The 14,281-nt window shown below is 41.6% G+C and carries 14 protein-coding genes and 1 rRNA gene; all 15 read left to right on the top strand.

Features of this window, described 5'->3' with window-relative positions; genetic code table 11:
- Window positions 1-28 precede the first annotated feature (28 nt).
- Window positions 29-760 (top strand): VWA domain-containing protein, encoded by a 732-nt coding sequence (locus tag HNR53_RS20070; RefSeq protein WP_184529431.1) that lies wholly within the window; start codon window positions 29-31, stop codon window positions 758-760.
- The gene (locus HNR53_RS20065) at window positions 729-1,697 is read left to right on the top strand and encodes a serine/threonine protein kinase (protein ID WP_281391882.1); all 969 of its coding nucleotides are present in this window, start codon (window positions 729-731) and stop codon (window positions 1,695-1,697) included. Before HNR53_RS20070 ends, HNR53_RS20065 begins: the two co-directional genes overlap by 32 nt.
- 144 nt (window positions 1,698-1,841) lie before the next feature.
- Window positions 1,842-3,287 carry a tRNA lysidine(34) synthetase TilS gene (gene tilS / locus HNR53_RS20060; protein ID WP_246439713.1) on the top strand — a complete coding sequence of 482 codons (1,446 nt, stop codon included), beginning with the start codon at window positions 1,842-1,844 and terminating at the stop codon, window positions 3,285-3,287.
- Between the two features lie 32 nt (window positions 3,288-3,319).
- Window positions 3,320-3,865, top strand: coding sequence for a hypoxanthine phosphoribosyltransferase (hpt, locus tag HNR53_RS20055; protein WP_184529427.1), 546 nt, complete (start codon window positions 3,320-3,322; stop codon window positions 3,863-3,865).
- A gap of 134 nt (window positions 3,866-3,999) precedes the next feature.
- Entirely contained in the window at window positions 4,000-5,988 is a 1,989-nt protein-coding gene (gene ftsH / locus HNR53_RS20050) for an ATP-dependent zinc metalloprotease FtsH (RefSeq protein ID WP_184529425.1), read from the top strand.
- Between the two features lie 156 nt (window positions 5,989-6,144).
- Entirely contained in the window at window positions 6,145-6,924 is a 780-nt protein-coding gene (locus tag HNR53_RS20045; RefSeq protein WP_184529423.1) for a type III pantothenate kinase, read from the top strand.
- A gap of 92 nt (window positions 6,925-7,016) precedes the next feature.
- Complete coding sequence (hslO, locus tag HNR53_RS20040) at window positions 7,017-7,895, top strand: Hsp33 family molecular chaperone HslO (protein ID WP_184529421.1); 879 nt, start codon at window positions 7,017-7,019, stop codon at window positions 7,893-7,895.
- Between the two features lie 213 nt (window positions 7,896-8,108).
- Window positions 8,109-9,038, top strand: coding sequence for a cysteine synthase A (gene cysK / locus HNR53_RS20035; protein ID WP_184529419.1), 930 nt, complete (start codon window positions 8,109-8,111; stop codon window positions 9,036-9,038).
- Window positions 9,039-9,173: 135 nt separating this feature from the next.
- Window positions 9,174-10,010 carry a dihydropteroate synthase gene (folP, locus tag HNR53_RS20030; protein WP_184529417.1) on the top strand — a complete coding sequence of 279 codons (837 nt, stop codon included), beginning with the start codon at window positions 9,174-9,176 and terminating at the stop codon, window positions 10,008-10,010.
- A complete protein-coding gene (gene folB, locus HNR53_RS20025) occupies window positions 10,003-10,365 on the top strand; it encodes a dihydroneopterin aldolase (RefSeq protein ID WP_184529415.1) in 363 nt (120 codons plus the stop codon). Before folP ends, folB begins: the two co-directional genes overlap by 8 nt.
- Before the next feature lies 1 nt (window position 10,366).
- The gene (folK, locus tag HNR53_RS20020) at window positions 10,367-10,894 is read left to right on the top strand and encodes a 2-amino-4-hydroxy-6-hydroxymethyldihydropteridine diphosphokinase (RefSeq protein ID WP_184529413.1); all 528 of its coding nucleotides are present in this window, start codon (window positions 10,367-10,369) and stop codon (window positions 10,892-10,894) included.
- Window positions 10,846-11,070: a helix-turn-helix domain-containing protein gene (locus HNR53_RS20015; protein WP_184529411.1), complete on the top strand. Its 225-nt coding sequence runs from the start codon at window positions 10,846-10,848 to the stop codon at window positions 11,068-11,070. The genes folK and HNR53_RS20015 overlap by 49 nt, the downstream gene beginning before the upstream one ends.
- A 19-nt stretch (window positions 11,071-11,089) precedes the next feature.
- Window positions 11,090-12,088, top strand: coding sequence for a tRNA dihydrouridine synthase DusB (gene dusB / locus HNR53_RS20010; RefSeq protein ID WP_184529409.1), 999 nt, complete (start codon window positions 11,090-11,092; stop codon window positions 12,086-12,088).
- Between the two features lie 206 nt (window positions 12,089-12,294).
- The gene (gene lysS / locus HNR53_RS20005; protein WP_184529407.1) at window positions 12,295-13,779 is read left to right on the top strand and encodes a lysine--tRNA ligase; all 1,485 of its coding nucleotides are present in this window, start codon (window positions 12,295-12,297) and stop codon (window positions 13,777-13,779) included.
- A 412-nt stretch (window positions 13,780-14,191) separates the two neighbouring features.
- Window positions 14,192-14,281 (top strand): 16S ribosomal RNA (locus HNR53_RS20000); the annotation flags it as partial.

The following is a 14,281-nucleotide window of genomic DNA, read 5'->3' as shown; positions in this document are numbered from 1 at the left end:
AACAATTCACTTATGGAGGGGAATTCCATTGAGAAAAGGAACTTTAAAGCAAATCCTATTAATTACGGATGGATGTTCAAACCAGGGAGATGACCCGGTGGCAAAAGCGGCACTGGCCAGGGAACAGGGTATTACGGTAAATGTTATTGGTGTCATGGAACATGATGTGATAGATGAAAAGGCAATGAAGGAAATTGAGGAAATCTCTATGTCCGGAGGCGGGGTAAGCCAAATTGTTTATACTTATAATCTCTCGCAAACCGTTCAGATGGTGACAAGAAAGGCAATGACACAGACGCTCCAAGGACTAGTCAATCAGGAACTAAAGCAAATTCTCGGGCGTTCACAGACGATGGAGGATCTCCCGCCGGAGAAAAGAGGCGAAATCATGGAGGTAGTCGACGAACTAGGAGAAACTGTCGAGCTTGAGGTCCTTATTCTTGTTGATACGAGTGCAAGTATGAAGGAGAAGCTGCAGACCGTGAAGGAAGCACTCCTTGATCTCTCTTTAAGTTTAAATGCACGGACAGGGGAAAACCGTTTTTCGGTGTTTATATTTCCCGGGAAAAACAATGAGGTGGAAAAACTGCTCGACTGGACACCTAGGCTTGAATCATTAACAGGAATCTTCTCTAAGTTGTCTACCGGCGGAATCACACCAACAGGACCAGCCTTAAGTGAAGCCCTTAACTACTTCAGAAAAAAACGTTCATTAAGGAGTATGCTGTCTGATGATGAATTCTATGAAGAATCAGTGTAAAGCAGCACCTGGAACTCTGATTGAAGGCAAATGGCATAAAAATTGCTATACCCTTATTAAGGAATTAGGATATGGGGCGAATGGGGTGGTTTATCTTGTAAGGCGAAATCATCAGTATGCCGCGCTGAAAATGAGCAGTAACGGTGCCTCTATCACTTTAGAGGTCAACGTACTTAAATCTTTTGCAAAGGTCCAAGCATCGGCACTTGGACCTTCTTTGCTTGATGTTGATGATTGGGTAACAAAAAGCGGAAATATTCCTTTTTATGTGATGGAGTATATACAAGGTCCCGATTTGCTGACCTTTATAGAACAAAAGGGGCATGCCTGGCTTCCTGTACTGATGCTGCAGCTGCTGAATGACTTAGAGAAGCTGCATCAAAGCGGCTGGGTATTCGGCGATTTAAAGCCGGAAAATATTATTGTTACAGGACCACCGGTGCAGGTGCGCTGCATTGATGTAGGCGGTACCACATTAAGGGGCCGTGCCATCAAGGAATTTACCGAGTTTTACGACAGGGGTTATTGGGGACTTGGTTCGCGTAAGGCTGACCCCGGTTATGACTTATTCGCTGTCGCAATGATTATGATGAATACGGTTTATCCAAAGCGGTTTAACAAAAGTGAAGGCGGTCTGTCACAATTAACCTGGATGGTTAAACAAAAGGACGTGCTAAAAGGGTATGAAAAGATCATCCTGCATGCCTTTCAGGGGCACTATCAAAGCGCTGCTCAAATGAGAAGGGAACTGCTTGCAGCGGTCAATAAAGAACAGCCCGCAGCCCGCTCGGTTGTACAGCAGTCGAGAACGACAAAGAAGGTAAGTGCGAAACGTCAGCAGCATAAGAGGAAAAAGGGCGGTATCATGGAGACTGTTATTATCTTTCTCATCGTTATTTCCTTTTATGTCATATATATGTTTGGCCAGCTCATTTAGGAAAATTGTACCCCCTGGTTATGGAGTATGCAGGTCAGAAAAAATACAAAAAAGTTAGGGTTCAAGCTTTGGGTGTTCTCAATAAACATGATATGCTAGAGGATATACCTAGAAACCCATGAAATATATGGGGAAATAAACTATATGTTTAATAGTAAGGAAGAATGTGTCATGGTAGAAGAGAAAGTGGAGTCTTTTTTAAAGCAAAAAAGGTTTATTTTGAATGGGAAGCGATTACTTGTAGGTGTATCAGGCGGACCTGATTCACTAGCGCTGCTGCATTATCTTTGGAAACAGCAGGAACAATATGATTTTTCTATTACCGTTGCACATGTTGATCATATGTTTAGAGGGATGGAATCTTATAACGAGGCTAAATTTGTTGAAGCGTTCTGTGCGGTGCGGGGCATCCCTTTTCGCATGACTAGAATGAATGTTCCAGAGTATATGAAGGAATCTGGGAAAAGCTCACAAGTATCCTCAAGAGAATGCCGCTATCAGTTTTTTGCAAAGGTCATGAAGGAATTGCGGCTTGACTATCTAGTTCTGGCACATCATGGAGATGATCAGATTGAAACCATGCTGATGAGATTAACACGCGGCAGTTCGGGAGCCGCACGGGCAGGGATTCCCTTTCTCAGACCTTTCCAGAACGGTTATATTGTCAGACCTTTTTTATGCTTGAATCGAGACGAAATTGAGCGTTATTGCGGTGAAAATCAGTTAAATCCCCGGCGAGACCCCAGTAATGAGAAGGACGTGTATCTCCGAAACCGATTCAGAAAATATGTTGTACCATTTTTGCAGAGGGAAAATTCCCGTGTTCATGAGCATTTTCAGCGATTCAGCGAAGAGCTCCAGGAGGATGAACAATTTTTACAGGAATTAGCGCTGCAAAAAATGAGTACAGTATGTAAAGACAAGCAGGAAGGTCTCGTAACCATTGATATTAACGCTTTTCAGGATATGGCGATTCCTTTACAAAGAAGAGTCGTTCAACTAATATTAAATTATCTTTATGAAAAAAGGTCCGAAAAAAGGCCCGAATCCCTGTCTGCTATACATATTGAGCACTTTTTTTCTCTCATCGAAGGACCCCATCCATCAGGAAGTTTGGATTTTCCAGATGGATTAAAGGTTATTCGTTCCTATCGTATTTGTCACTTTTGTTTTGATTCTATCCAGACAGAGGAATTCCATGTTGAGCTCGATTCGCCGGGTGTATGCATTCTGCCTAATGGGGACTCCATCATTCTTGAGGAAACGGATCATGTGCCAGAACTTCATAACTTGGGTCCGTACACCTTCAAAATGAATCCTGAGGATGCTGCTTTCCCTATCGTGATCAGGACCAGAGAGCCGGGAGACCGAATGAGCTTAAAAGGGATGAAGGGCACACGGAAAATTAAGTCTATCTTCATTGACGAGAAAATACCTTTAGAGCAAAGGGGAAGCTGGCCGGTTGTAACAGACGGAAATGGTCAAATCCTGTGGCTTCCTGGATTAAAAAAATCTGCTATGGAAATGGATTATGAAAAAGGAACAAAGGCGCTGCTCTTCACATATAAGAGGGCGGGGCATCAACAATAGGCGCAATTACTTCTAGGAGGCATACGAAAAAGATGAAGAATGATATTGAGAAGGTATTACTATCAGAGGAGGAAATTCAAAATAAAGTAAGGGAACTGGGGGTACAATTAACAGAGGACTATCAAGACAAATTTCCTCTTGTTATAGGTGTATTAAAAGGTGCTATGCCGTTCATGTCAGATTTAATTAAACGTATCGACGTATTTTTGGAAATGGACTTTATGGATGTTTCCAGCTATGGTCATTCAACGGTTTCCTCAGGAGAAGTGAAAATTGTCAAAGATTTGAATACCTCTGTAGAAGGACGCGATATTCTCATTGTTGAGGATATTATTGACAGCGGGTTGACACTCAGCTATCTCGTTCAGCTTTTCCAATATCGGAAAGCGAAATCGGTCAAAATTGTAACCCTGCTGGATAAGCCGACAGGACGCAAGGCTGATATTAAAGCGGATTATGCAGGATTCATTGTCCCTGATGCCTTTGTTGTTGGATATGGGCTTGATTATGCTGAAAAGTACCGTAATCTGCCATATATTGGTATTCTAAAGCCATACGTATATAGCAGCGGCAATTAAGACCGTTAAATTCTTCTTGACATGTACACCGCAATATTTAAATAACTACTGTATAGAAGTGTAATTCCTTGTATTACTATTATTTTCTATGTTACTATACTCTATAGTTTCTTGACCGTGGGAGGAGGTAAGGGATGAATCGGATTTTCCGTAATACCATCTTTTATTTATTAATTTTTCTAGTTATTATCGGCGTTGTTAGTTTCTTTAATGGCGGAAGCAAGCCTACGCAAAATATAACCTATAATGAATTTATTCAAAACCTTGAACAAGATAAGGTTACCAGCATGACCATGCAGCCGGAACGCGGTGTGCTGGAGATTCGCGGACAGCTTAACGGATATGAGAAAGATAAATATTTTATCACTTATGTTACAAACAGCGATAGTGAAATTGAGCGCATTCAAACGCTGGCAGGGGATGTTCCACAATTGAAATTGGATGTGCTGCCTGCGAAAGAGACAAGCGGATGGGTGACTTTCTTTACATCTATTATTCCGTTTATCATTATCTTTATCTTATTCTTCTTCCTGTTAAACCAAGCTCAAGGCGGCGGAAGCCGGGTTATGAACTTTGGTAAAAGTAAAGCCAAGCTATACAACGAGGACAAGAAGAAGGTCCGCTTTAAAGATGTAGCAGGAGCAGATGAGGAGAAGCAAGAACTCGTTGAAGTGGTTGAATTCTTAAAAGATCCAAGAAAATTCTCCGAACTGGGAGCCAGAATTCCAAAGGGTGTCCTTCTTGTTGGACCTCCAGGGACAGGTAAAACATTGCTGGCCCGTGCTGTAGCAGGGGAAGCGGGAGTACCGTTCTTCTCCATCAGTGGTTCGGATTTCGTTGAAATGTTTGTCGGGGTAGGGGCATCGCGTGTGCGTGACCTATTTGAAACAGCGAAAAAAAATGCCCCTTGTATCATTTTCATCGATGAAATTGATGCTGTTGGACGCCAGCGCGGCGCTGGTCTTGGCGGCGGACATGATGAACGTGAACAGACATTAAATCAATTGCTTGTTGAAATGGATGGATTTGGCGCTAATGAGGGAATCATCATTATTGCTGCAACAAACCGTCCTGACATTTTGGATCCAGCACTTCTTCGTCCAGGCCGTTTCGACCGTCAAATTACGGTGGACCGTCCTGATGTAAACGGACGTGAAGCGGTATTAAAGGTCCATGCACGCAATAAACCACTTGATGAAGCTGTTAACTTAAAGGCTATTGCGCAGCGTACACCAGGATTCTCAGGTGCTGATTTGGAAAATCTATTGAATGAAGCAGCCCTTGTGGCAGCTCGTCGAAATAAGAAAAAGGTCGATATGGAAGATATCGATGAAGCTACAGACAGAGTCATTGCCGGACCTGCCAAAAAGAGCCGTGTTATCTCTGAAAAGGAAAGAAGGATCGTGGCATTCCATGAAGCAGGTCACACAGTTATCGGTTTAATGCTCGATAATGCTGAAATCGTTCATAAAGTAACAATTGTCCCTCGCGGGCAGGCAGGCGGTTATGCGGTAATGCTTCCAAAAGAAGACCGCTTCTTTATGACAAAGCCGGAGCTGCTGGATAAAATTGTCGGTCTGCTTGGCGGACGTGTTTCAGAGGAGATTGTCTTTGGTGAAGTTAGTACTGGAGCTCATAACGACTTCCAGCGCGCAACAGGTATTGCCCGCCGTATGGTGACAGAGTTCGGTATGAGTGATAAGCTTGGACCGCTGCAATTTGGACAGGCTCAGGGCGGACAGGTATTCTTAGGACGCGACTTCCATAATGAGCAAAATTATTCAGACGCGATTGCCTATGAAATTGACCTCGAAATTCAACGGATCATCAAAGAATGTTATGAAAAGGCAAGAAAGGTGCTTACCGAAAATCGTGAGAAGCTTAATGTTATTGCCAATACATTACTTGAAGTTGAAACTTTGGATGCTGAACAAATTAGACATCTTGCTGACCATGGTACACTGCCGGAACGTAAAGTGGCACTGACTAAAGACGGAAAGCAGGGCGCTGATGTAAAAGTGAACATCAGTAAGAAAGATGATGATGAGCTTACAGGAAACATCGTACCCAATGCGATTGAAGGATTAAATTCAGGAGATAATCCTGATTCAAAAGAAAAATAATGATGATTAAAAAGGTGCTCGCTACAGAGCACCTTTTTATCATTAAATTTGGAGCAATCTTACAAGGTTTAATCAAGGACTAGTGTATGCGTCCTCTTAGCTATGGTATGATGTTGCAGTAATATATCCGAATAATAGAAAAAGTGGTGAAAATCGTTGATCTTTGTAATTGATGTAGGAAATACGAATATAGTATTAGGAGCATACGATGGTGATGAATTAAAGCATCATTGGCGGATCGAAACACATCGCAATCGGACAGGTGATGAGTACGGAATGATGATCAAATCATTATTTGACTATGCCGGTTTGTCTTTTTCAGATATTAAAGGAATTATTATTTCTTCGGTAGTACCGCCGATTATGTTCTCATTAGAAAAAATGTGTCAGAATTACTTTCATGTAAAACCATTTATTGTTGGCCCGGGAACAAAGACCGGATTAAATATTAAATCGGACAATCCAAGAGAAGTTGGTGCCGACCGAATCGTCAATGCAACTGCGGCTATTCATGAATATGGCAGTCCGTTAATTATCGTTGATTTTGGTACCGCTACGACTTATTGCTATATCAATGAGGATAAGCAATATATTGGCGGGGCAATTGCTCCGGGGATTGGGATATCAACCGAGGCTTTATATACAAGGGCTTCCAAACTGCCAAGAATTGAAATCACCCGTCCGGAAAGTGTGATTGGTAAAAATACAGTTGCGGCCATGCAGTCCGGCGTACTATTTGGTTATGTAGGACAAGTTGAAGGGCTGGTTAAACGAATGAAGGCAGAAAGCAAAGTAAATCCAACTGTGATTGCGACCGGTGGATTGGCGCAGCTTATTGCCGATGAATCGACATGTATTGATATCGTCGATCCGTATTTAACTTTAAAGGGACTTCTGCTTATTTATCATCGGAACCTGGAAAATATGAAGAAGTAAATATTTGTCTTAAGGATAAGAAAGCATAAGGTATGGAATGAGGCTGGTATCCAGCTACAGCGCTTACGCTTTAAAATGAAAGGAGAACGAAGATGGGGGATTATTTAGTTAAGGCGCTTGCCTATAATGGTCAAATCCGTGCGTATGCTGTCCGCAGCACAGAAACAGTGAATGAAGCACAAAAACGCCATATGACATGGCCTACAGCTTCTGCTGCACTGGGCAGGGCGATGACAGCGTCTGTCATGATGGGAGCTATGCTGCAAGGTGATGATCAAATAACCGTCAAAATCGAAGGCGGAGGTCCGATTGGACATATTCTAGTCGACAGCAATGCAAAAGGGGAAGTCCGAGGCTATGTTTCAAACCCGCAGGTTCATTTTGATTTGAATGAAAGTGGAAAATTAGATGTTAGAAGAGCCGTCGGCACACAAGGCATGCTGAGTGTCGTAAAGGACATCGGGCTTCGTGATTATTTCACTGGGCAGATACCTCTTGTTTCAGGAGAGCTTGGTGAAGATTTCACCTACTACTTCGCTTCCTCAGAGCAGGTCCCTTCATCCGTGGGGGTAGGTGTATTAGTGAACCCTGATAATTCAATCCTAGCTGCCGGCGGCTTTATTATTCAGTTAATGCCGGGTACGGATGACGAAACGATTACAAAAATCGAAAATAGCCTGAGCAGTATGGAGCCGGTATCGAAGTTAATCGAAAAGGGATTGACTCCTGAAGAATTATTAGCTGTTGTTTTAGAAAAGGACCAAATCAAATTCCTTGAAAAAATTCCTGTTTCTTTTACATGTACATGTTCAAAAGAACGGTTTGGCAATGCGATAATCGGTCTGGGCCGGGCAGAAATACAAGATATGATTGATACAGACGGCAAGGCCGAAGTACACTGCCATTTTTGCAATGAGAAATATCTTTTTAGCGCAGAAGAATTAGAGGAATTAAAGAAGGAATCAAAGTAAATACTATGCAAAGAATGAAAGGTGGCTGAAGGGCCACTTTTTTCTCATAAAAAATGCAAGTCTTAGATTGAGCTAACTGGTTTATACATATAATTATAAGAAATTTATACTTTTCCAATTAAAATGGTTGACATTGGCAGAGATTCTTGCTAAATTTGAATCAATCAATTAATCATATAAATATAGTCGGATTAAGAAAGGGTGCTATCATCAATGGCTAAAAATGCAAATTCAATTGCCGAATTAATCGGTCAAACTCCTGTAGTAAAATTAAATAGAGTAGTGGATGACAACAGTGCAGATGTATACTTAAAATTAGAATATTTCAATCCAGGAAGCAGTGTAAAGGACCGTATCGCTTTAGCGATGATTGAAGCTGCTGAAAAAAGCGGCGCTTTAAAACCAGGCGGAACGATTATTGAGCCTACAAGCGGTAACACTGGAATCGGTTTAACATGGATTGCTGCGGCAAAGGGCTATAAATCTGTTATTGTAATGCCTGAAACAATGAGCTTAGAACGCCGTAACCTGCTTCGTGCTTATGGTGCACAATTAGTTTTAACTCCTGGACCTGCTGGAATGAAGGGGGCAATTGCAAAAGCTGAAGAATTGGCTCAAGAAAACGGCTATTTTCTGCCACAGCAATTCGAAAACGAAGCAAACCCTGAAATTCATAGATTAACAACTGGTAAAGAGCTTGTTGAGCAATTCCCAGACGGATTAGATGCCTTTGTTGCAGGAATTGGAACAGGCGGTACAATCACAGGTGCTGGTGAAGTATTAAAAGAAAAATATCCTGACATCCAAATCTATGCCGTAGAACCAACTGATTCTCCTATACTTTCTGAAGGAAAATCAGGTCCGCATAAACTTCAAGGAATTGGTGCTGGATTTATTCCTGAAGTATTAAACACTGAAATTTACAATGAAGTAATCACTGTAACGACTGAGCAAGCATTTGGTGCTGCCCGTCAAGTAGCAAGCCAAGAAGGAATTCTAGGCGGTATTTCAGCTGGTGCTGCTATCTATGCAGCTCTTGAAGTGGCTAAAAAGCTAGGAAAAGGCAAAAAAGTCGTGGCGATTATTCCAGATAACGGTGAACGTTACTTAAGTACTGCATTATATCAATTTGATGCTGAGTAAGAAAAGCTAAGCTTAAGAAAAAGAGACAACTGTCCGAGGACTGTTGTCTCTTTTTGCATTGAAAATGAGTTTACGTTATTATTATTAATTATGATATTCCTAAATCTTAGATGTGAAATACAGGAGAGATGATTGATGGCGAATAATATGATTCACTGCGGTTCTTATACACTTGATTATGGAAAGAAGACCCTTATTATGGGGATTTTAAATGTGACTCCCGATTCCTTTTCGGATGGGGGAAAATATAATCAGCTTGTTCAGGCTGTTCGAAGAGCGCAGGAACTGGTCGATTGTGGTGCTGACATTATTGATATTGGCGGAGAGTCAACCCGTCCCGGATATACGCCTATTTCAGTGGAAGAAGAACTTGAACGGATTATTCCATTTATCGAGGCAATTACACGTGAGGTACCTGTTGTGCTGTCCGTAGATACCTTCAAGGCAGAAACAGCAAGACAAGCAATAAATTCCGGAGCGCATATCATTAATGATATTTGGGGGGCTAAAGCGGATCCGAATATGGCCAAGGTTGCGGCTGACCTTTCTGTTCCAATCATTTTACAGCATAATCGGGACAATGAACATTATCAGTCCTTCTTCAGGGACTGCTTGAATGACATGTATGAAAGTATTGCCATAGCCAGAGCAGCGGGCGTTCAGGATGAACAGATTATTATCGACCCGGGTATCGGCTTTGCCAAGAACGCAGCAAGGGATCTGGAAATGATGCGCAATTTGGATACCTTTACAGCTCTTGGCTATCCTGTCTTATTAGGACCATCACGAAAACGGATGATTGGTGCAGTACTGGATCTTCCAGTAACTGAACGCATGGAAGGTACGGGAGCAGCAGTCTGCTTCGGCATCCAACAGGGTTGTCAAATTGTTCGTGTTCATGATGTAAAGGAAATAAGCAGAATGGCGAAAATGATGGATGCGCTGATGGGGAAGGTTGAAGACTTTGGATAAAATTTATGTCAATCAAATGCAGTTCTATGGATATCATGGAGTGCTGCCGGAAGAAAATGTTCTTGGTCAGCGGTTTATTGTTGATTTAATAGCAGAGGCTGATCTCGAAGCTGCCGGTCTAACGGATGATTTGAATGAATCAGTCAGCTATGTTGATTTGTTTGAAGTTTGTAAAAAGGTGGTCGAAGGAGAACCATACAGCCTGATTGAATCCTTGGCTGAAAAAATTGCCCAGCAAATATTAAATAATTTCAATAAAATCAAAGCTGTCACGGTAAAGGTGATTAAGCCGGATCCTCCCATTCCAGGGCATTTTCAATCAGTTGCCGTAGAGATAAAAAGGAGTAGGGGATAACGTGGAACAAACAGCCTTTCTTTCGCTCGGATCCAATATAGGAAACCGCAGCGGTTACTTGGAATCTGCGATTAAAAATTTAAGCAAGCGATATCCTATATCAGTGGTAAATGTTTCATCTATTTATGAGACAGATCCGGTCGGGTACGAAGAACAGGAATTATTTTTGAATATGGTGATTGAAGTAAGGACGCAGCTTTCCTCCTTTGAATTATTAGATGCCTGCATGGAAGCGGAACAGGTTCTTGGGAGAAAGAGGGAAATTAGATGGGGTCCAAGAACAATAGACATTGACATTTTGCTGTATAATGATGAAAATATATTAACTGAGAGATTGATTGTCCCTCATCCCCGGCTGCATGAAAGATCCTTTGTCGTCATACCGCTATTAGAGATCTGTCCGAACATCACGCTGCCGGCTGGCGATAAGCCGTTGTGTGAATTGGCGCACGAGTTACCTGATAGAGGAGGGGTACGAATATGGAAGCAGAGAAATGGGGAAGACGTATTCGCGCTTTTCGCAAACTGAAAGGTTATACTCAAGAAGGTTTTGCAAAGGAATTAGGTGTTTCGATTTCGGTGATTGGTGAGATTGAGAGAGGAAATCGAATGCCTGAAACACAACTAATTGAACAAATAATCGATGTACTTCATATAAGCAAGAATGAATTAGCTCCACCAGAAGGGGAAAGTGGAGCTGAATAAACAAAAGGGAGATTCACGGATGTTAAAAATAGGGAATATCGAAATGAAAAACCCTGTCGTGTTAGCTCCAATGGCCGGCGTATGCAACTCTGCATTCCGCTTAACCGTTAAGGAGTTTGGTGCAGGGCTTGTTTGTGCGGAAATGGTAAGTGATAAAGGAATTGTATTTAAGAATGAAAAAACATTAAACATGCTCTATATCGATGAGCGGGAAAAACCGCTCAGTCTGCAAATATTTGGCGGCGGGAAAGAATCTCTTGTAGAAGCAGCAAAATTTGTAGACGAAAATACGAATGCGGATATCATCGATATTAATATGGGCTGTCCGGTGCCGAAGATTACAAAATGTGATGCTGGAGCAAAATGGCTCTTAGATCCTGATAAAATTTATGAGATGGTTGCGGCGGTAGTAGATGCAGTTGATAAACCGGTAACAGTAAAGATGCGTATGGGCTGGGATGAAGATCATATTTATGCTGTCCGCAATGCGCGGGCTGTACAGCGTGCCGGTGGTCAAGCGGTGTCTATGCACGGCCGTACACGTGTACAAATGTACGAGGGCAAAGCCAATTGGGACATAATTCGTGAAGTTAAGCAGTCTGTTGATATCCCGATTATCGGAAATGGTGATGTTCAGACTCCTCAGGATGCCAAGCGGATGCTTGAGGAAACCGGCTGTGACGGAGTAATGATTGGAAGAGCGGCATTGGGGGATCCTTGGATGATTTACCGCACCATTAAATACCTGGAAACAGGAGAGTTGATGGGTGAACCTTCCGCTCGGGAAAAAATTGATGTATGCCTTTTACACCTTGACAGATTGATTGGATTAAAATCAGAGCACATTGCCGTAAGAGAAATGCGTAAGCATGCCGCGTGGTATTTAAAAGGCATCCATGGCAATGCGAAGGTGAGAAATGCGATCAATGAATGCAACACAAGGGAAGATCTTGCGCTGCTGTTAAATGGTTTAGTGGAAGAAGTCGAAGAAAAGCCGCTCTCTACACAAGTAGGATAATCTTGAGTGAAGAGAAAGTCTAAAGGTGAATAATAAAACTGTCGGTCTAAGATTTACTGGCAGTTTTTTGCTATATTTAGAAATAATTTTTTATTAGAACTTTTACGTCGGCATTAGTTTGTGTAAAATGATATAGTATGCAAAAAAATGAAGCGGATAATTTAGATAGTTTACATACAAAGATTTATTATTAGGAGATGAAATAAATGAGTCATGAAGAATTAAATGACCAATTGCAAGTAAGAAGGGAGAAATTAGATAAATTACGCGATTTAGGGTTGGATCCGTTCGGAAAAAGGTTCGAACGCACGCATCTAGCCTCTGAGATTATCGAAACGTACGGTGAATTCGAAAATGAAGAGCTTGAAGGCAAGGAAATTACTGCTACTGTAGCCGGTCGTATCATGACAAAGCGCGGCAAAGGGAAAGCCGGGTTTACCCATATTCAGGATTTAAGCGGGCAAATTCAAATCTATGTCCGTCAGGATGCTGTTGGCGAAGAACAGTATGAAGTTTTTAAAATAGCTGATTTAGGAGATATTGTTGGGATTACAGGTCATGTGTTCAGGACAAAAACGGGTGAGTTATCCATCAAAGCGCAAAGCTTTGAGGTTCTAGCAAAAGCCCTGCGTCCGCTGCCTGATAAATTCCACGGCTTGAAAGATGTAGAACAAAGATATCGTCAGCGTTACTTAGATTTAATCATGAGTCAGGAGAGTAAGGAAACCTTTGTAACAAGAAGCCGTATCATTCGCTCAATGCGTAATTATCTTGACCAAAATGGCTATCTGGAAGTGGAGACTCCGATGATGCATGCGATTGCCGGGGGAGCAGCTGCACGTCCGTTTGTTACCCATCATAATGCATTAGACATGGAATTATTCATGCGGATCGCGATTGAGCTTCACTTAAAGCGTCTGATTGTCGGCGGTCTGGAAAAGGTTTATGAAATCGGCCGTGTATTCCGTAATGAAGGGGTATCAACACGCCACAATCCTGAATTCACAATGATTGAGCTTTATGAAGCATATGCAGATTACCGTGATATTATGGCATTAACGGAAAACTTAATTGCCCATGTAGCACAGGAGGTATTAGGTACAACAACTGTACAATATGGTGAATATGAAGTGGATTTAAAACCGCAGTGGAAAAGACTTCATATGGTTGATGCCATTAAAGAATATACCGGTGTTGACTTCTGGAATGTAAGTACTACAGAAGAAGCTAAACAATTAGCGAAAGAAAACGGAATTGAGATCAAAGATACGATGGAATATGGACATATTGTAAATGAATTCTTTGAACAAAGAATAGAAGACAAGTTGATCCAGCCGACATTTATTTATGGTCATCCGGTTGAAATCTCTCCTCTTGCAAAGAAAAATCCGGAAGATCCGCGTTTTACAGATCGCTTTGAATTATTTATTGTTGGTCGTGAGCATGCGAATGCCTTCACAGAGCTAAATGATCCAATCGATCAGCGTCAGCGTTTTGAGGCGCAGCTGAAGGAACGTGAACAAGGTAATGATGAAGCTCATGAAATGGATGAAGACTTCGTCGAAGCATTGGAGTACGGTATGCCGCCGACTGGAGGACTAGGTATTGGTATTGACCGCTTAGTCATGCTGTTAACAAATTCACCTTCTATTCGTGACGTTTTGTTATTTCCATTAATGCGTCATCGTTAATAAAAAAGCGGAAGCGCCTTGCTAGCGCTGTAGCTGGACACTAGCCAAGGTTCAGAAACATTATACTTCCTATCTTTTAAAAATTAGCAGTCATATCTCCCAAACACTGTGGAGAAATGGCTGTTTTATTATATTGTAAATTTATATTTATACTTTTATAAAAAATATATTAAAAACTTCTTGCTATTTATTATTTAAGATGTTATATTTAATTCCGTTGCCGAAACGGCAGCGAATTTTATCGAAAAGATTCGAAAGAAAGTTGTTGACTTTCTCTATCTAATCTGATAACATAATAAAGTCGCCGATTGATGGCGATAACAAATTGCTCTTTGAAAACTAAACAAACAAAAACGTCAACGTTAATTTTAGTTGTTTTTAAAAACAAATTTTATGAGCTAACTCATACTCTTTATTGGAGAGTTTGATCCTGGCTCAGGACGAACGCTGGCGGCGTGCCTAATACATGCAAGTCGAGCGGACTTTTGGGAGCTTGCTCCCA

Origin of the sequence: Bacillus benzoevorans, from assembly GCF_014207535.1 — a bacterium.
Taxonomy (GTDB): Bacteria; Bacillota; Bacilli; order Bacillales; family Cytobacillaceae; genus Bacillus_BD; species Bacillus_BD benzoevorans.
The sequence above is the reverse complement of the archived record's forward strand: the minus strand, read 5'-3'. Positions and strand labels throughout refer to the sequence as shown.